The following is a 19,429-nucleotide window of genomic DNA, read 5'->3' as shown; positions in this document are numbered from 1 at the left end:
AAGCCGACGCTGCGTCGTAGCCTGCTTGCTGCAGCTCTATACGACTTAACGGTGCCGCGAACCGCACCTCCGGCGACCTAACGCTATCCAGGATCGCTTTTGATCCGGCCAGTACGTCCAGATGCATATGGACGTACTGGCCGCCGCAGGCAGCCAATTAGCAAGCTGCATATGATCGCAGGGACTCTCTAAACATCAGGTCGTGGGTTCTCGGCCCGAGCGAGCAACGATTGATTTCCTCTGGCCCACCACTACCAGATGCAACGCGCGGGAGGTGGCTGCTTCTCACTCTGCGCACGGAATGGCATCGACCACAAGAAATCAGTTTGTACGTAGAACGGTTTTCCGCCCCTCTTGAATGTAGCCGCATTCGGCACACCAAGATCCAGCGTCTGTCTAGGGCGATCCTTGTCGTTCCGGTCAGTCGTCGTCGTTGCCATTGCGTGGCAGGTGATACAAGACGACCTCTGAAAGTCGAACTCAATGAAATGATCCGAAAGAACGGTGGGGTCGCCGGTCGGCGAGACGAAATCGATCTGGGTTCCTCCAAGAACATAGTTCTCCCACACCGTCCCCGTCACATCTCTAGGCTGTCCAAAAGTGTCGGGCGTCTCAAATTCGTTCTTGGGCGTCGACTTGTGATGGAAGGTTGCCCAAAACCAATTGGGAATGTCCTTTGTGAGAATATGGAAGGAATTCAAACCATATGTCTTCCCGTCGTGTTTGATCGTGTAGTAGGTGTTTCCTACGCCAGAGGAAAGCTGAGCATCGGTTAATACGATCCAAACGGCTTTGCCTTCGATCGAGTCGGACGGTAAAGAAAGTTGCGGCTTCTTTCCGCTCCGAACCGCCTCCGCGTAGCGGTCTAGACCTTCGGTGCTAAACAGACAATTCTCGCGTATAAATTCGTATGTCGATCGATTCATTCGCGTCTCACCAATCCCGCCACGATCGACAAAGATACTGTTGTCGGGTTCTGGATCGAATAGCGGCTTGAATTTACCTCCTAAGAGGGACTCGATCTGAATGCTTCCTGGTGTAGTAGTCTTCTTGAGATTTGTAGCGGCCGATTTCGGCAGCACAACTCCGTGAAAGGAATCAGACTGCCCAGGAACTGCTCCTTGGAAGCCGGTAGGTAGACTTCGGTCATTCCACTCCGGGGGCTCAGCTCCATTGGGCAAGAAGACCTCTGTGCGAGCAAGTCGCCACATCTCCCAAACGACTGTCGTTCCGGGCGTTCCAATTGGCTTTGAACAGTCGGCTTGCCCCCGCGAAGAGTTTGAAGACTTCGCAGGGTGCATGAGTGTGAGAAACAAATTCCAAGCGTGCCGACTAGGGAAATCTACGGCATCAGTACGCACCGGCGAAAAGCGACAGTGATTCATTTCTGTAGACGAAGCTGAAACTGCGAGCCGCCCTGTCAGGACCATCGCAACAACAACGCAACCTACTGTGATTCGAATTATAGGAGTCATGGGAGTTTCCCGTCAGCGATCCAGTCTCGAAACTTGCAGATGTTTTCGGCTGACCAGGCTCCGTCACACGGCATTGAGCCCGCCTCCAGCTGCTGCAGAATTGCGTCAGCGTTCGCCTTCACGTCTTCGTAGAGGGACAGATCAAAGGCGCCAAAGTTCTTCATAGAACTGACGTCCTTAGCTCTAAAGAGCGATCGAATGTCTGCGACGTAGCTTATGGGCATCACAAGTCCTAGAAATCACACCCAGCGACAGGGGGCTGCGAGTACTGCAACCGTCTACTGGTGGTGAACGAGGCCAGAGCTTGGGACCGGCCAAAATCACCAGCTTCGTCCCGGTTCGTTGCTCAGCAAGGCTGGACCGGATGGCTAAGCGTAGTAGCGGGCGAGGGCAAGTCAGCCGGTGCGCCGCCGAAGCATCAACTGACTCGCCGGGACTAGTGATCGCCTAGATGGAGCCAGATTGCGAGGCTCAGTCCTCCACAAAACCCTGGGCGATTCAGTTGCCATGAAGGTGTTCCCCGTCCGTGAGATGCGCAAGAATGGCCGGATGACCCTGACCTATCTCCCTGCACCGCCAAATCCCACCCGTGCCGATGATCCTATATGGACGTCATTCAATGACTACCTTGTTCGCCATGAGATCAAGGCGGTGATCCACCCCGCTTTGAAGGCTTACCAGCATGCTGCCGACGGACGCTTTCTAAGTGCACACAACCTCAATCATTGCCTGACATTGGAAGCCCTCTGGCGCTTTCCGACCCGAACGGTTTAGCCGCACTATCGATTCCCATTAGCCCAGTTCTTCCGGACCTTGGATGGCTATTGGCTGGCGCGCGAACTGCGAGTCCGGCTCTTTTAGCTCTTTCTATCCCGGGAGATACGCCCCAAACGCAATCGAGAGCGGTGCCTTACCCAGAGAGGCAGCGCGGAAAATATACCAGCATCTGTCGAGCCGATAGAAATGGAAGAAGTCCAGCCAATTGCTCGATCGATGACCAGGAGTTTGCGTTCGGCTACGGCGAGGGCCCTGACGTGCAGTCCGCAAAGAGAGCCGCCGAAAAGAGTGCGAAAGAGGCGCTTGGCGCCAAATCTGTCCACCACGTCACATACAGGTGCACGAATCCTAAGGGCGACCGCATAAACCCAACCAAATAAAACTGAGTTCAATTCCATGACCAATCTTTATTTAAGACATCAGCTCGATCTCGCGATTGGGCAAATAAATTCGGGAAGTTGCTCCGTTGCAAAAGACATCCTCGAGCCTCTCGTAAAGCTTCTAGTGCCAGAAGCGATTTACCTTTATTCAACATTTAGTATCGCAGGCACGGAATCGGATACTGACTTTGAGAGACGCAGTATTTCCTTACTTAACGATGCGGCAATGCTTGGCTACGCACCGGCCATGCATGCTCTGGGTGAGTATTACGAAAGCGGTGACTTGTTAGACATTGATATGAAACAAGCTGAACTATTATTTAGCTCAGCCGCTGCTCAAGGGCATATGCGATCGAAGTTCAGGTATGGACTGATTCTTCTTGATGACCAACGGCCAAGCAGTCGAGACCAGGCACAGCGCTTGATTCGAGAGGCTGCTGAAGCAGGAATTGAAGAGGCTGCCGACTTTTTAAGGGAGATGGAGTAGTTAGCCATAACACTTAGCAGGGCCCCTCTAGCTCCCAATCATTGAGAAACTTAAAGGCCTCGGAGAACGAGGCCTTTCTTTTGTGGTCTCCGAATGCTTGCCACAGAGGAGCGGAGGCGTATCGCGCCGCGAAGATGTCGGTCAGCATTGATTAGCCCCCTCCTTAGTCATCATCAAAGTATCTGTCCAGATCGCAATACCGGAAGCACCGCGGCCGGGATCGATGACCGCGCGCGGCGTGCCCAAGTGATCGGGCTGCACGTACTTCAACGACTGTGCCATAAAGGGCCGAGTTCAGGCGACCCAGTTGCAGTGCGTTGTCCATGGCGAAGCGACGCCGCGCCCAGGACTGGGGCGTGGCGCTGAAGAGTTGGGATTGATTGCATGACCTGTCCTTGGTCGCGGCGCTATCAGCGTCGGCGATGTCCGTCTTGCTGGATGAGACTTGGCTCAGCTCAAGCCGCGCGCGGTCTCAAAGAGCGGGCGAATGAAGGCAGCATGCCACTTCGCCTGTGATTCGCACAGGTTCCCCGGGCGCGACCACTCCGCAATTGCCAGCTGTCTCATGCTGGCCAATACCACTCGCGTCGGCCCGCCGACTGGGGGCGTTGGGGGCGTTGGGGGGCGAATGAGGGTCGATGAGGGTGATTGGGGGTTGGCGGGGCCATTGGGACCGGGTTCTAACCCTCTTGACGGGCTGATGGCGGCGTTTGGGGGCCCATGGGGGCGAACGGGAGTTGCAACGTACTATTCGAACTCTTCCGGCTTTGACTAGACGCCTAACGCGGTCAGCCACGAGCGAGCGGTCCGTGAACCAGCTTCGGGCCATGGCATTAAGGGGCCGGCTGGCGCGCTCTGCCGTCGCCATGGGAAGCACCGAACGGAGCGCCCCCCCTGGGCGACCCAGCTTTACCACCGTGGCGTTCCCGAGATAACATCCCGGCCACTCGTACTACCGCGGCTGCTGAACCCGGTACTCACGAGATAATGACCATGAAAATGGAAAGAAACCGCGTCTGGAGGCGTTCGCAGGCTCGCAACTGTGGCGGCGATCGAGTGGTGCACTCGGCAAAGTTCAAGCCCGAGAAGAACTGGAAGCTGCTGTATACGCGGGGTTGCAAGCTGATCCGCGCGCGGCAGCTGGGCTTCGCCTATCCGATCCGCAGCACCCGGCAATTGTTGGATCAACAGTGACCAATCTGCTGTTCGTATGCAGCCGCAACCAGCTGCGCAGCCCCACCGGTGAAGCGGTCTGGCAGCACCGTGCGGGCTTCAGCGCGCGCTCCGCGGGCACCAGCCCGCATGCGCGCAGACCGATCGGCCCAGCGGATATCCGCTGGGCCGATGTTATCTTTGTTATGGAACCCAAACACCTGCAACGGTTGCAGGCTGGCTATGCGCGGCTGCTTGCGTACAAGCAACTGCACTGTCTGGATATCGCCGACGACTATCGCTACATGGACCCTCAGCTGGTGGCGCTGATTGATGCAAAGGTGACGTCGCTCCTGAAGACCGATAACCAGGCGGATTGCCTCACCTGATCCACCAACCCCCAATCCCTCATTCGCCCCCAAACGCCCCCAATCGCCCCCAATCGCCCATCGAGAGGGTTTGAACCCGGTTCCCGTGGCTCCACCATCCCTCTTGGCTCTCATTAGCCAGCCCTCACTAGCCCCGCAGCCGGCGGCCAGGCACGCGTGATATTCGTCAGCGTGAGCGCGTGGCAGCGGTGCCATCGCCTCTGACCGGCTTGGTCAATGACAGGGCGTCACTCGCGGCGTACAGGTATGTGCCGATCAAACTAGGTACGCCGTTGCGTACACGCGAAACATATCGATGAATTCTGCGAAGTGATTAGTGCAGGCAAGGAGTGGCAGGCACGGACTCGTTAGGACGTGCACGAGTCCACGTTGGGGGCCTAGCTAGCAGTTGCGAAAGCCGCTCATCATTGCCGGAATCCACGAGGGAACCCGGCCACGGCCCAAAGTGGGATTGGCGCCACTAGATCTTCGTTTAGGCCGTGGTTTGGACTGCCCAGCAATTTAAGACACTGCCCCGCCTCAACGTGAGGCACGCTCAAAGGCGTCGAGGCCTGTGTGCATTCAATCTCGCATATTATCTAAGCTGTCTTGAGCCTCCTGCAGTGACATGCTTACTCCAGCAGTTCTGGCAGAAAGCTTACGCAAGATGGCATGCGCTGACATATAGCCACTTGTGCCGATTTTCTTATTTATTTCGATGCACAGTTTTGCACCCGCCTCGCAAGGTGCCGATAGTCGCCAACGAGTGCTTAACTCTCTTTCTAGGGACGACATGTAGTCGCCTAGCGAATAGCCAGGCTCTATCTCGACACCGTCAGCGTCTTTCAAGAAATCGTTCCAAAAATCTTGCCTGCTTACGTCGCAGGTCTGTTTGCAGCTGCGAATAAAAGTCGTGCGCATAGCCTCAATGATCTTATCGGATAAGCCCGACAGGAGTATTTTTTCGGCAGCATTTATGCTGGAGGGATTGTCAGCAGAGCCCGTAGGTCCGGCAGGCAATATCACCGGGTCATGGAAAGTGGGATCCGCTCCTTTGACGACTATTCTCTTTTGCAGTTGAATGCTCACATGGGGTGTGTGATGAGTGCTAGGCGAGGCCTGGCACGCGACAGACATCATCACCCAAAATGCAAAAAGAAAAGTACGTAATTTCATATGCTTCCCTATCTCGTTGGCATGCATGCGAAACATAGTACGTGACCTTCGGCCTGCCCAAAATTTAGAGTTCGTCCAGAGCCAGGGCCGGTTCGGACCCGTTGCCCAGTTTTCATGCCCGGCAGATAGGCTCTAAATTCGCCGCTTCCGTTAGCCATGAATACCGGGATGCCGAATCTATTCGACGCAGAGGTGTCGTCGCGCGAAAAGTAGCTCTCGTACCACTCCTTTCCGTTTCCATGAGTATGATTAAAGTACACGGGCGGCGGAGTGCTGAAGTAGTTCCCTACAAACCAAGAGATCTCGCCCTGGCTTACTGGATTCATCATCTCTGACCAGTATGAAACTCCATTTCCATATCCAACAGAGCCATTTTCTAAGCGGCTGGTTGCGGCGCCAATGAGGTCGTCATACGCCTGCCGTACCATATCTTCCGGCAGTTGCCCCCTTAGTGCGCTGGGGATATTGAAAATGGGGTATAGGTGCTTGGGTTCGCTGCGATCAACCAACACCTCCCCCGCGCTGCCAAACACACTTGTTCTGGTGCCGGCAATCGTCCCGTTTATGGTTCCCGGGGACATGCCGCCTGAGATGCGGCAAGTGGTATCTGTGCCGCAAGCCACGCTTTCACTTTCACGGCCATCTGGGTCAACGAACGCATACGGGTTGTTGTTTGCATACCAGTAGCGATTGAAGTTTGCGCCGCTATTCGAGTTTACCGTTACTGGATCGGCACTCATGAACCGCCCTAGCGTCGGGTCGTAATACCGCTGCTGCATGTACGTCAGCCCGGTTGCTTCATCCATTACATGGCCGGTATAGCCGATCCCGTCGACCGTCTTGTTGATCGCACTACCATAAGGTTCGTAGTTCGTCCGCTCGATCAGCGCGCCGCTGATGTCGCTTGTCGCCACCGGGCTGCCCAGCGCATCGGTGTGCTGATACTTGGTTGCGATGATCGTATTACTCGGCCAATTGTGATCGATCGTGGCGATTAGGCTGCCGCCCAGATACACGTTCTCGTGCGTGGTCTGGACGCCTGCGCCGGAGATCTTGGAACTGAATAGTAGCTGCCCGGATTGGCCGTATTGGAATGTGTGCGAAGAGCCATCGTCCTTGAAGATCTCAGATCGACGACCGAGGCTGTCGTAGCGGTAGTTCTCCTTGCCCATTACCCGACGCAGGCGGTTCCCGTAATCGAAACTGTACTGCTGGCCATTCTTATTGATCACATTGCCCTGCACGTCGTAGCCCAGACCCGTGACGGTAGCGCCGTTGGCGTTCTGGACGTTGGTCAGGCGGTTGTTGGCGTCGTACCAATAGCTATGCTCGCGTACGGCCGGATGACTGACGCTGCGAATGTTGTCGAGCGGGTCGTAAGCGTAATTGATGTAATGCGTGCTACCGCCGAACATCGCCGAGCCTGCCGCCGCTAGACGGTTCAGGCCGTCGTAGCTCAAATAGCGCTTGAAATTCTGGCCCTGTACCAGGTCATCGATCAAGGTGGTGTTGCCGTTGGCGTCGTAGAGGCTGGTGAACCCCGCCACGTTGCCGTCCTGCGTGGTTTGAGGCAGCTGACGGGCGTTCTGAATCATCGTGTGGATGATGCCGTTGCCGTAAGTGAACTGCTTGATGGCGCCATTGGGGTGGTAGCTGATGCCGCTGGCGTATGTACCAGTGGTGGTACTACCCGGCGCGGTGGCCACCTGAGTCGCTTGGCCCAGGGCGTTAGGGGCGTAGTTCAGCGCCAGTCCGGTCGGATAGGTCTGTGTGGCTAGATTGCCGTTTGAGTCGTAGCCATAGCCGATGGCCCATTCGTAAGGTCGCAGCAACGACTCTTTGATCGGCAAGCGCCGCTTGTTGTAGGTGTAGACGGTATCGACGATGGTGGTGCCTTCATTGTTCCAAGTTCGGACCAGGCTGGGCAGGCCATCCTTGGTGTAGTCCCAATGCTGGTTGCCGTTGCCGTCTGGGAACGAGAGGTCTGTCACGCGGTTGCGCGCGTCGTAAAGCCGATCCGATCGCCGGCCGGACTGGTAGGCTGCCATATGCTCGCAGCCGGTAGCGGCCAAAGTCGTCAAACCCGACGCCGACCAAGTCAGGTTGTCGTTGTAGTCGTAGCCCATCACCGTGGAGCCGGTTTCCGGTTCGTTGACCCGGCACAGGCGCTGGACCGCGTCGTACTCGTACTCGCGAATCGCTTCGACGGTCTGACCGGCATTGTTGCCCGAGCGGCGAATCTGTGTCGGCTTGAAGAAGTAGTCGCGCCAGATCTGGGTGATCCCGCCTTCCGGATAGAAGATCTCGATGGGATAGTCGGTGCTGGGCTGGTCCCAGGCGGCGTAGCGGGTGCGGGTCTGATAGCCGCGCGGATCGGTGACGCGGATCTCGCCGCCGTTCAAATATTCGGTGGTAGTGGCCGTGGGCGAACTGAGTTCGGAGTCCTGTTCGACCCGAGTCACGCGATCTAAAGCGTCGTAGCTGGTCCGGGTTCCGGTGTTGATGGCCCAGTTGCCGTCCGCATAGGGGTTGCGCGGATAGGAGACGAACGCTTTGCGGCCCGACAGGTCATACGACTTTCCGACGAGGCTGTAAGTCGCATCGTTGTTGGTGATATCGCGCTGGTACTCCCAGAGCGGTCGCCACAGGGCGTCGAAGATGGTGACCTTCTGGTAATTGCCTTGATGGGTCACGTGTCGCCAATGCCCGGCAGGAATGCCGAACTCTGACTCGTTGATCTGTTGGAACGAGAACGTTTTGTCGTTCCAAGGCGTGGTATCGCCGGTCGGGTAAACGACTCTCGAGACGCGCCCCATGTTGTCGTATTGGTAATTAGTGGTGTGTCCGTTTTCGTCGGCGACCCAGTCAATCCAGCCACTGTCGTTGACAGAAGCTGACTGTGTACTGCCCGAAGGCGATTCGGGTGTGGCCGGATGATGGATGCTTTGCGGGACTCCGCGTTTCCAATTCGACAGTGTGGTGACATTGCCGTTGCCATCCTTAAAGGTGGCGACGGTGCCGTCGGCGCTGTAGGTCAACGTTTGAACCGGAGTGGCATCGTTGTAGCGGAAGACCCTATAGGGCTGCGCGCTGGCATTGAACTCTGTCTCGCTGACTTTGATCCCTCCTGTATACGACCGCCTCACTTGGCTCAGCACCCATTTCGACAGATCGTCGTGGTACTCGGTGACATCGGTTCGGGCGTAGCCGTCGCTGATGTTGCTGAAGCGGGTGATCGACGTCGGGCGGGCCCACGCGTCGAATGATCCTACTGTGCGGCTGTATGTCACGCCATCCTGGGCGATGACGGTGCTGAGTTGCGGACGCAAATACTCGGATGTGAAGCCGTCGCCACGCGGCTGTGGGCTGGTCGCTATCGGGGTTGGAAATGGCTGGCCCGAGGTCGCCAGATTGTAGGAAATGGTCTGGGTCTGAGCGATGGCAGTGGGGCCGCTGCCCTTTTCGACCTTGAGCAGCTTTCCTTCGTTGTAGCGGTAGCTGTTGCCGTAGGTATAACGCGTCCACTCTCCGCCCGGGCCTGTGACTATCGCGACCGAGGTGCCAGCACACGCATCAGAGGTGCAGACCACAGCGCCGCAATTGCTGCCAGTGCATACCGGCCCAGTGCCCGGAGCAAAGAAGATGGTGGAACCGTAGCTGTAGTTCCATTGCATGGTCGCCAGGCCAGGGCCGCTGATCGTCTTGCTCTTCAGCGAGAACGCATCGTACGCCAGCGGGTAATACGCAACGTCGTCGTTGGCGTTGTTGTTAGGGATCGTATAGTTCGAGCACACCATGGGCACGTTGCTGCGGCCATGTCGCTCTGGCTCGACCTGGAAAGTGCCGGTCGCACCGGAGGGATGAGTGATCGTGCCCTGCGCGCCGCCGGTGATGACCTGGCCGGGATCGCCGCAACTGCGTACCGGATCCTCCGCGCCCGGTTGACCTTGGTCATAGCGGATCTTGGCACTTGATAGAGCGGAGAATGAGATGCTCCACTGACTATTGTCCGGCTGCATTACAGCGGTCAGTGTGCCGGTGGTTGGGGTCGGATAGCTGTACTGGTAGGTCCAGGTCTGGGTGCCCGTGCTGACGCTTGCCACATGTCCCTGCGCGTTGTAGCCCACCGTGATCTGGCGGCCATCATTGGCTTGTATGGATGTCAGCCGGGCCGGTTGATCATATGCGTTGGTATAGGTGTAAGTGACCCAATTGCCGAACCGGTCTTCCACGCGGGTCGCATATAGGACGTTGCGCCGCCGCGCGATTTGCCCACTGCCGGCTTGACCGCCTTTCAGCCAAGGCTCCGCATACTGTGCCATCCAATCGAACCAGTACTTGGTGCCATCAGCGGTAATCGCAAGAAACCCTTGCCCGCCCTCATTCTTTGCCGTCGGCAAACAGGAGAAATAGGTGAGTCCCGCTGTCATCCAATAGTAGGGCCCGCCTGTGGATGGTGCGGTGGACGCGCCATTGGCGTAAAGCATCTCGCCGCCACCGGGCATGTCGGCATGGTTGCCCTGCCAGAAATCCTCGGGATTGAAAACAGTGCCGCTGCTGGAGACCTGCGCGGGCCTGGCGGCTGCGGCGCTGGCGACCGAACAGCGCGTGGACTTCCAACCAGGTGCGAACACGCCGCTGAGCTTAGGTGCATCCAGCTCCCAATCCGCCAGAGTGGAGTCGTTGAGGTAGCCCTTGCGGTTACTGACCTTGAAGGTACGCGAGAATGCAACGCTTAGCTTGCTGTTACCTGGAATACTTACGTCGGTCGCGGAAAACGATAAGGCGCCGGTATTCAGATCGACTTGGTCGCCGAACAGTGTTGGCCCGAGCGATGCGATCGTCTCCCGCGAGTTGATCAGTTTGCCGTATTCCTCCCAAGGTCTGGTGACCTCCTGTGCCGACGAAGAGTTGCTGGCGGCAATCAACAACAGCGCACTGATGAGCTCTAACCCAATCTTCATGCTAATCCCCTTAGCGATCTAGCTACTGCGCCGACGTTCAGCCGAAACCGCACGGCGGGCGGGCTGCGGCGCGGTCGGTCTATCTGCGCTGATGGATGCGGCCGTGAGAAGCCGGCCGGGGACGAACAGCACCGGGCGGAAGTCCTACGGTTCGTCGGGTCTCGCGGAGCCCTCGCCGCGGCCGAGTTCGTGCGCTGCGCGCAGCGCATCGACTGCGTAACGGAATTGCCTTCCCGAGTGCAGGGTCTGGCCGTTGTGCAGGACGATGCGGTAGCGCCCCGAGCCCGCCGGCTCGATGCAGCGGATGGCGCCGGCCCTAACCACCGAGGAACGATGCAGGCGGATGAAATCGGACGCGCCCAGCAACGCATGGAACTCGCCCAGGGTGGCGCGGATGGTGTAGATCGATCCGCCAGCATGGACTTCCACGTAGTTGCCCGTGGATAGCGCTAGATCGATCCTGGCGGGCGCGACGAAGTAGGTCCGCTGGCCGGCCTTCAGGGCGATGCGGTTCTTGCGGCCTTCTTCCGGATGCTCCGTCGGTTGGGGTGGAATGAGCCTGTCCAGAGTATCGCGCAAGCGCTGTTCGCACACCGGTTTGACCAGGTAATCGACCGCCCTGATCTCGAAGGCGCGAGCGCCGTGCTGAGGATAGGCCGTCACGAAGACGATCTGGGGGCGCGGTCCGCGCCAGCCGGCGAGCGCCTGGAATCCATCGCGGCCGGGCATCTCGATGTCGATGAACACCAGGTCGATATCACCGCTTGCCGCGGCTTTGGCCAGTTCCGTGGCGTTGGCGCACTCGGCCACGACAGCGATGCGGTCGTGGCCGACCCGCAACAGCAAGCGCCGCAAACGCAGCCGCGCCATCGGTTCGTCGTCGATGATCGCCGTCCTGAGCGGTTTCACGGACGCACCTCCTGCTTGGGGGCGACGGCGCGCCCCTTGGCCTGCGCAGGTAGGAAGATGCGCACTACGTACGAGCCGTTCTCGACGCCGTAGCCCAGCCGGGCGCGGTCGCCGTACAGCAGGTCGAGACGGTTCCGGGTGGCTTTCAGGCCGACGCCGGTGCCGTGGGATGGCTGCGATTGCGGGGCGAGCGTGTTGGACACAGTGATCGATACGCCATCGGCTTTGAGGCGAAGGTCGATGCTCAGCCGTCCGGGGTGGGGCGATCGCGCGATCGCATGGCGAATGGCGTTCTCTACCAACGGTTGCAGGATCAGCGGCGGTACCGGCAGGTCGAGACAGCGCACGTCGACCTGCCAGTTGATATTCAGGCGTTCGCCGAGCCGGACCTGTTCGATTTCCAGGTAGTGCTCGACCAGGGCGACCTCGTGTCGCAGCGGCCTGAGCGGATCGTGCGAGAACGACAGACCGTCCTGAAGCAGCGCCGACAGCGACACGAGCATGCGGTCGGCAAGTTCGGCATCGTGGTGCACCATTTCCGCGGCGGAATTCAGCGCGTTGAGCAGGAAGTGTGGATTCATCTTGGCCCGCAGCGCTTCGATCCTGGCCTCGGCGAGGCTGGCCTGGAGCTCGTCGATGGTCTTTTCGCGATCGACCGCGCGCTCGTGGAAGATCAGCGCGTGGGCCAGTCCGATCACGATCCAGGTCAGCAGGAAATTGGCAGTCAGGTTGCTCAGCACTATTTCCCTGAACGGCGGCAGCGGATCGGGGCCGTACCAGCGGAAGACGTGGTTAGTGTGCTCAAAATAGACCGAGCGCAGCAACACCACGACTACGGGGATGCCCATAAGCAGGGGGACGGCGCGCGCGATCTGCCCGCGTTCGATGGGGTAGCGCCGTGCCAGCCAATACAGACCGAGGCTGATCGGAACCCACATCATCCAACTGGCGAAGCTGAAGCCAAGAGCCTGCCATGCGGACATCTGCAAGCCGCCGGGGCCGCTGACCGAGGCGACGTGGACGGAGAAAATCAGCGAGTAGCCGGTCCACCAGGTCAGGACGATCCAGAACACGTTGGGGATGCGTTTGAGCAAGCGGTAAGCTCCGGTGTCGGTAATGGAAAGTCTGTCAAAGCGCGGCTACAAGGGTTCGACCGATCGCCGTGAGGCCGGCCCGCACGAGGAACGATGGCCAGCGACCTGTCGGGTCGGAACCGGATCCGTGCGCCAGGGGAGGCCGCGGTACGCCCTCCGGAAATGTATGCGCTTGCGCCGGCTGATGGGTCCAGTCCCGGCAGCGTTCGGCTTTCCGGACGTGCCGTTCGCCCCGGCCGCCGCACCGGCGTACCGGATCGGCTCGTGCCGCGATGGCGTCGGCGCAAGGCGCGCCGGGCACGCGCCGGAGAGGCGGCCTGCGCGGCACGGCAGGCGCGATTCAGCCGGCCCTGGGCGTAGCCCCCTCCGCCGCGTTGCGGTCGCGATCGGCGCGGCGATAGCCGATGGCTTCGCTCAGATGCACGGTCACGATGCTCTCGCTGCCGGCGAGGTCGGCGATGGTGCGGGCCACGCGCAATTAAGCGATCTACAGCATCTCGTGGGTTCAGCGCCAAAATCTCGATCACTACTTCCGCAAGCTCGGTCGCGCTCTGGTTCAGGTCAGAATCGCCAACAAAGGCGTGCGCTGCACTAAGCGTTAGCATCGCTCCCACTGGATGCTCCTTGGCCCAGGGGCCGCAGTGGTGAAGTAACGTTTTCCCCCTTTTAGTGGTTCGCCGTTTGGGTTTCAGGAGTCACCTAGTGGTTAGCTGACGGAAATCTAGGGGCGAACACGCACACGACTGCAAACCTAGTGGAGACCGGCATCGCCTTAGTCATACATGCTTCAGGATGCTGGGGGAAGTCCCATAATGTGCTGCGGAATTGGGCGGTCTGGATGGTGCTACCGTGGCTTATAGTGATCTGGGATATCTCTGGATAACCGTGGATAACCCTGGGTAATCAAGAGAGTTGGATTGCAGTTGCCCACGCTCCACCACCGTCCTTCCCGGGGCGTTTTTCTCCGCCGGTGCGGACCTCAAAAACCACCTTATTTCCGGGCCTTTCTGCGAAAGCTGTGGTTTCGGAGAACCGGTAAAAAACGCCGTTTGGCGAAAATTTTACCGGTCAGTCCTCTCTCTTCTCCCTACCTGTGGTCTCGGAACCACAGGGCTGAATTTTTGGTGCTTATAAATCAGTGGGTTAGCCGTGGACTTTTTTGCGAGTTTTTCGGCGAGCAACAGGTCAACCAAAACGTCAAACCCACTCTCCGAAACCACAGGTGCGGAGAATAGAGAATGGTCGGAACTGTGCACGCAGTTCGTCTAAACGTGACCGACCGCTAAACCAGAGCGCCAGACTCCGATGGCACATGTGGGGGAAAGCATAAGTTGGCCGCTTAATGGCCAATGTCTGGGCCTAGGAGCCTAGCGAAGGTCCGTCTACCCGTCGCGTCAGCGCGATGCTACAGGTGAACGATCACGACGAAGCCGACGGCACCCGCGTGTACGAAGTGAGGGGGCAGGTGTTCTTCGCCGACGCCACCCAATTCGCCAACAGCTTCGATTACCTGCACGTGCCGAAGAAGGTGGTGAGCGACCTGACTCGCGCGCACTTCTGGAACCTGAGCGCCGTCGGCGCGCTGGACCGGGTAATACTGAAGCTGCGCGCGCGGCGCGGAAGTCGAAGTAATCGGCCTCAATGAAGCCAGCGATACGTTGATCGAGCGCGTCGGCAAATACTGGAGTAAGAACGCCAGCTTGGCTGTTGGCCATTGACTGCGAAAGGAGTCGCCTCTAGAGGCGTTCTCCGCTATCGCTATGCATTACGGCGAATGACCGCTTTTGGTCGAAAACGATCATTTGGCTGGCATGTGATACTGCGGGCCTGGCGTGTGCGATTGTTTGCCGCCTCCCCGCTCGTATAAGCTCGGCACAATCAGGGGCTGGTCGCATTCAACTATGATGGAGTATTCAAGCGACAAGGCTGACCAGCGCTATGACGTTATCGATGCATTGCGCGGGTTTGCACTGACCGGCGTGTGCTTGGTCAATCTGGTATCGCTGAGTCTCTACGAGTTCCTGGACGCACCGGCGAAGGATGCTCTGGCCAGCTCGAGATTCGACCATGTCGCCGAATTGGCGATGGCTTGGTCGGTGAATATAAAGTTCATCACGATATTCTCATTGCTGTTCGGCATGGGGTTCTCGCTGCAGATGCAACGCGCTTCATCGCGTGGCGAGGATGGCAGCTGGCGATATATCCGGCGCATCTTCGTGCTGATGGCCATGGGCTCCGTCCACGCCTGGTTCGTTTGGTGGGGGGACATTCTGCTCACGTATGCAGTGGTGGGCCTGATGCTGCTCCCCTTGCGCAACGTGCCCGATCGCGTGCTGCTAATACTCGGCGTCGTCATAGCACTGTTGCCGCCGTTGATATCGCCTTACGTCAGAGGAGTTCTGCCGGACCTACCCGCACAGGGGGCCATGTACGAGCAGTCTCTTGAAGCATTCTCGTCAGGCCATTGGAAGGAGACGTTCAGTGCCAACATGGCAATGTCCGAGTGGGCGCGGGTCTCGAACTGGGCGCTGGTGTGCTTCGTTCTAGGCCGATTCCTGCTGGGATACTGGGCCGGCCGGAAGGGTCTACTGGCGGCACTCGACCAGAACCTTTCGCTGCTCAGGAGAATCTTCGTTGGCGCGCTGGCGACAGGTTTCGCGGCGACCGTGCTCTCATATGTCCAAGCGCCGATGCGCGCGGCTTGGCCGATCATCGATATCGAACCGGTGAAGATGTTAATCCGAGTGCTCCTTCGGGCCGGGCCCCTTGGCATCGGCATCGCATACGCAACGGGCTTCGCCCTGCTGTTCCGTCTCTCCAGTTGGGCACGTCGTCTCAGCGTGTTGGTCCCTTTGGGGCGGATGGCGTTGACCAACTACGTAACGCAAAGTCTTTTCGGCATCGCCTTGTTTTATGGGATCGGTCTTGGAGTGGGTCCAGATTTTGGCATGGCCGGCATACTCGTCGCATGGGTGCTGATACTCTCGCTGCAGATATGGTGGAGTCGAGCGTGGTTGACACACTTCACCCAGGGACCTTTCGAGTGGGCGTGGCGATGGCTCACCTATGGACGCCGCCCGAAGTTGCGAAATGGTACTGGCGCGCTCGAACGTGCGCCCACTAGCTAGTGGCTCAGCGCGAGAGCGGATCGAACATGTGGCGTCACGGATGTGCAGGGCCGCTTTTGCCGTCGCCGAATCGTTCTTCAGCAGCCTGAAGAAAGAGCGCATCCGCAAACGCGCCTACAAAACCCGCGATTTGGCCCGTGCCGACGTCTTCGGCTACATCGAAATGTTCTACAACTCCACACGCCGCCACAGCCACCTGGGCGGCGTCAGTCCCGAGGCCTTTGAGCGTGCCTCACATTGAGGCTGGGCAGTGTCTTAATTTGCTGGGCAGTCCACTCTGTGGCCCGCAATCCACACCCATAGAGCAGGTGTGCCATCAGAGCGGTCATTCCTTCCACTGCCCCGAGACGGCGGCTATCTCATCATTGATTTTGATATGGATCTCTTTGAATCGCCCAGGGTTTCGTAGACATCTCGCAGCCATAAACTATGGCTTAAGTGGAGGTGGTTATGAGCGCGAAGCGATACACCGATGAGTTCAAGATCGAAGCGGTCCGTCAGATCGTGGAGTACGGGCGGCCGGTGGCCGAAGTAGCCGAGCGCCTGGGCGTGTCGGTGCACAGCCTGTACGGCTGGCGGCGTCAGCAAGGCAAAAGCGATGTGGTTCGTCGTGTGGAAAAAGATCAGAACGCGGACGTGCGACGCCTGAAGGCAGAACTTCGGCGCGTGACTGAAGAACGAGACATCCTAAAAAAAGCCGCCGCGTACTTTGCCAAGGGGTAAAGGTGAAGTACGCCTTCATGAAGCAGCACGCCGACGAGTTCGGCCTGGCCGCAATGTGCCGTGTCTTGGGCATAAACCGCAGCGGTTACTACGCTTGGCTTCACGCGCCGGCCAGTGCGCGTGCACGCGACGACCAACGTCTGTTGGGATTGATCAAGCACAGTTGGTTGGAAAGCGGCTCGATCTACGGCCATCGCAAGATCACCACGGACCTGCGCGAGTTGGGTGAAACGTGCAGCAAACACCGCGTTGCGCGTTTGATGAAGCAAGAAGGGCTGCGCGCCATGGTGGGCTACGGCCGGCGGCCGCGGCCGTTGAGCGGGCCGATCGGCGCCGTCGCCAACAACGTGCTGGCGCGTGAGTTCACAGCGCAAGAACCCAATCGGGCCTGGGTGACCGACATCACCTACATTCGCACCCACGAAGGCTTCTTGTACTTGGCCGTCGTGCTCGATCTGTTCTCCCGCAGGATCGTGGGCTGGGCCACGCGTCCAACGCAGCACTCCGATCTGGTGCTGCAGGCGCTGCTAGCGGCGGTGTGGCGACGCAAGCCCGCGCCTGGTTTGCTCTTGCACTCGGATCAAGGCAGTCAGTTCACGAGCGAAGACTGGCAGAGCTTTTTGAAGGCCCACGGCATCGTGTGCAGCATGAGCCGACGCGGTAACTGTCACGACAACGCCGCGATGGAAAGCTTCTTCCAGTTGCTCAAGCGCGAACGGGTTAAGCAACGGATCTACCATACCCATGACAAAGCACGAGGCGATGTGTTCGATTACATCGAGCTGTTCTACAACCCCAAACGACGGCACAGTTCCAACAATGGCCTGTCCCCGATAGAGTTTGAAAGGCGGTACGCACTAAACGGCTGACGACTGTCTACAAAAACCTGGGCGATTCACTTCCATTCGGCGGATTTCAATAAGCGACGCAGGTCTTCGCGCTCCGGCCAGTGGTGTCAGGCGGCATGGGGCACGGTCAGGTACTTCAGGCTCTTGAGCGACTGATACCCGCTGCTTGCGACATTCAGCGATCCGCAGCGGGATGAGCGCTGCCGTGCATCTATATCAATTTGTATATAGATGATGGCGTTTCATGCATTTGTGGCCTATCCCCGCAGCCCGCAGAATCGGAGGGGCGCCCACCAAGCGTCCCCAAGGCGGCCCTCGCCGCCACGCCGCATGACAACGAGCAAATGGTGAGGAAAAAACATCATGGTAAGCAGGCGATCCTTGTTGGGGGCACCGTTCTGGGCTGCGGTCGGTATGAACGCCCTCGCACAGGCGCATCAGGATCGAGCAGGTCAAGGCAGCCAAGCGCCCACGGCTGCCGATCAGTTTCCGATCGCCAGCGGGCCCTTTCAGCCGAGTGTGGAATCGCTGAAGACCTACCAGACGCCGGCGTGGTTCCGCGACGCCAAGTTCGGCATCTGGGCGCACTGGGGGCCGCAAGCCGTCCCGCGTTCGGGCGACTGGTACGCGCGCTTCATGTATGTCCCCGGGCATCCGCACTATGCCCATCATGTGAAGCATTACGGACATCCATCCGAGTTCGGTTACAAGGACATCATCCCGCTGTGGAAGGCGGAGAAGTTCGATCCGGAAGCGTTGATGGATCGCTATGTCGCTGCCGGCGCGAAGTACTTCGTCAGCATGGGCGTACATCACGATAACTTCGATTTATGGAACTCGCGCCATCATCGCTGGAACGCTCTCGCCATGGGGCCCAAGCGGGATATCGTCGGCGCATGGCGCGATGCTGCCCGCCGGCGTGGGCTGCGTTTCGGTGTGTCCGAGCACCTGGGCGCTAGTCACAATTGGTTTTGGCCGAGTCACCAGTACGATCAGTTCTGGCCCAAGCTCGGCGTCGACTATGACGGCGCCGATGCCCGAAACGCGGATCTCTACCACCCGAGGCACGACGAACCGTACAAGGGGCATGAGACCTGGTACACGACCAGTCCCGCGTTCCATCGAATCTGGTTCAACCGCGTTCGCGATTTGATCGACAACTACGAACCGGACTTGCTCTATTCCGATGGCGGCATACCGTTCGGAGAAGTAGGGCGCTCGCTCATCGCCCACTATTACAACAGCAGCATTGCGAAGCGGGGCCGCCTTGAGGCGGTTTACAACTGCAAGGCGCTGGGTTCCGGGGAGTTCTATCCCGAAACCTGCGTGCAGGATGTAGAACGCGGCGTGATGAGCGGAATCAATCCGCGGCCCTGGCAGACCGATACGTCCAACGGCGATTGGTTCTTCGCCGACGAGGATAACTACAAGACCGCGCCCGACGTCATTCGCATGCTCGCCGATATCGTCAGCAAGAACGGCAACATGCTCCTCAACGTCGCGCTCTGTCCCGATGGCAGCCTGCCGCCGGAATCGCAGACCTTGTTGTCCGATCTGGCGCAATGGATGGGCACCAATGCCGAGGCGATTCACGAGACGCGTCCCTGGGCCGTCCATGGCGAAGGCCCCACCGAGACCGCCAGTGGCGCTTTCAAGGAAAGCGCGGCGTACTCCGCCGAGGACATCCGCTTCACCGCCAAGGGCGGCGCGCTGTATGCCATCGCGATGGGCTGGCCGCGCGACGGCGTGCTGCGCATCCAGACGCTGGCCGAAGAATCGGCGCTGGCGCCCGGTACCATCGAGCGCGTGGAGGCGCTGGGCTCGGCGGAAAGCCTGCCGTACAAGCGCACCCGGAGGGGACTGGAAGTGCGTCTGCCCGAAGGATTGGCCGGATCGATCGCCGTTGTCCTGAAGATCCGTGGCAATGGGATTGGTTTGACTGGTTGAT

Annotated in this window: 12 protein-coding genes and 3 pseudogenes; 9 read left to right on the top strand and 6 right to left on the bottom strand. The window is 58.9% G+C overall.

The features are described 5' to 3' along the window. Positions 1–251: 251 nt before the first annotated feature. A complete protein-coding gene (locus LG3211_RS26045; RefSeq protein ID WP_148649078.1) occupies positions 252–1,082 on the bottom strand; it encodes a hypothetical protein in 831 nt (276 codons plus the stop codon). 942 nt (positions 1,083–2,024) lie between these two features. Here LG3211_RS26045 and LG3211_RS26040 point away from each other — a divergent pair. From LG3211_RS26040 to LG3211_RS21895, 4 genes are all read left to right on the top strand, one after another. Continuing rightward, on the top strand, positions 2,025–2,249 hold the full coding sequence (locus tag LG3211_RS26040; RefSeq protein WP_148649077.1) for a hypothetical protein: 225 nt from the start codon (positions 2,025–2,027) through the stop codon (positions 2,247–2,249). Positions 2,250–2,648: 399 nt separating this feature from the next. Beyond that, entirely contained in the window at positions 2,649–3,119 is a 471-nt protein-coding gene (locus LG3211_RS26035; protein ID WP_148649076.1) for a tetratricopeptide repeat protein, read from the top strand. 1,056 nt (positions 3,120–4,175) lie between these two features. Continuing rightward, positions 4,176–4,313 (top strand): hypothetical protein, encoded by a 138-nt coding sequence (locus LG3211_RS21900; RefSeq protein WP_237049793.1) that lies wholly within the window; start codon positions 4,176–4,178, stop codon positions 4,311–4,313. Then, positions 4,310–4,660: a low molecular weight protein tyrosine phosphatase family protein gene (locus LG3211_RS21895; RefSeq protein WP_057944681.1), complete on the top strand. Its 351-nt coding sequence runs from the start codon at positions 4,310–4,312 to the stop codon at positions 4,658–4,660. The genes LG3211_RS21900 and LG3211_RS21895 overlap by 4 nt, the downstream gene beginning before the upstream one ends. Positions 4,661–5,221: 561 nt before the next feature. Here LG3211_RS21895 and LG3211_RS26030 read toward each other — a convergent pair. From LG3211_RS26030 to LG3211_RS27160, 5 genes and pseudogenes are all read right to left on the bottom strand, one after another. Continuing rightward, positions 5,222–5,815 carry a hypothetical protein gene (locus tag LG3211_RS26030; RefSeq protein WP_148649075.1) on the bottom strand — a complete coding sequence of 198 codons (594 nt, stop codon included), beginning with the start codon at positions 5,813–5,815 and terminating at the stop codon, positions 5,222–5,224. An 8-nt stretch (positions 5,816–5,823) separates the two neighbouring features. Next, entirely contained in the window at positions 5,824–10,779 is a 4,956-nt protein-coding gene (locus tag LG3211_RS27165) for an RHS repeat domain-containing protein (RefSeq protein ID WP_057944680.1), read from the bottom strand. A 144-nt stretch (positions 10,780–10,923) separates the two neighbouring features. Continuing rightward, on the bottom strand, positions 10,924–11,649 hold the full coding sequence (locus LG3211_RS21885) for a LytR/AlgR family response regulator transcription factor (RefSeq protein ID WP_057944679.1): 726 nt from the start codon (positions 11,647–11,649) through the stop codon (positions 10,924–10,926). Between the two features lie 35 nt (positions 11,650–11,684). Then, entirely contained in the window at positions 11,685–12,782 is a 1,098-nt protein-coding gene (locus LG3211_RS21880; RefSeq protein ID WP_057944678.1) for a sensor histidine kinase, read from the bottom strand. A gap of 340 nt (positions 12,783–13,122) precedes the next feature. Then, positions 13,123–13,260 (bottom strand): annotated as a pseudogene (locus LG3211_RS27160) (magnesium chelatase subunit ChlI family protein); the annotation flags it as partial. Between the two features lie 909 nt (positions 13,261–14,169). On the opposite strand from LG3211_RS27160, the pseudogene LG3211_RS27155 reads away from it, so the two are divergent. The 5 genes and pseudogenes from LG3211_RS27155 to LG3211_RS21850 form a co-directional block, all read left to right on the top strand. After that, positions 14,170–14,500: pseudogene (locus tag LG3211_RS27155) on the top strand (STAS domain-containing protein); the annotation flags it as partial. Positions 14,501–14,683: 183 nt separating this feature from the next. Beyond that, positions 14,684–15,910, top strand: a complete 1,227-nt coding sequence (locus LG3211_RS21870) for a DUF418 domain-containing protein (RefSeq protein ID WP_057944676.1) — start codon at positions 14,684–14,686, stop codon at positions 15,908–15,910. Positions 15,911–15,968: 58 nt separating this feature from the next. Beyond that, positions 15,969–16,151, top strand: a pseudogene (locus LG3211_RS21865) (IS3 family transposase); the annotation flags it as partial. A gap of 209 nt (positions 16,152–16,360) precedes the next feature. Continuing rightward, positions 16,361–17,502 (top strand): IS3 family transposase gene (locus LG3211_RS21855; RefSeq protein WP_148648703.1). Its coding sequence is split into 2 segments (ribosomal slippage): positions 16,361–16,598 and positions 16,598–17,502, totalling 1,143 coding nucleotides; the frame shifts between segments, so codons are not numbered across the junction. Positions 17,503–17,895: 393 nt separating this feature from the next. Then, a complete protein-coding gene (locus tag LG3211_RS21850; protein ID WP_222837544.1) occupies positions 17,896–19,428 on the top strand; it encodes an alpha-L-fucosidase in 1,533 nt (510 codons plus the stop codon). The last annotated feature ends 1 nt before the right edge of the window (position 19,429 follow it).

The sequence above is a fragment of the Lysobacter gummosus genome (assembly GCF_001442805.1).
GTDB classification, from domain to species: domain Bacteria; phylum Pseudomonadota; class Gammaproteobacteria; order Xanthomonadales; family Xanthomonadaceae; genus Lysobacter; species Lysobacter gummosus.
The sequence above is the reverse complement of the archived record's forward strand: the minus strand, read 5'-3'. Positions and strand labels throughout refer to the sequence as shown.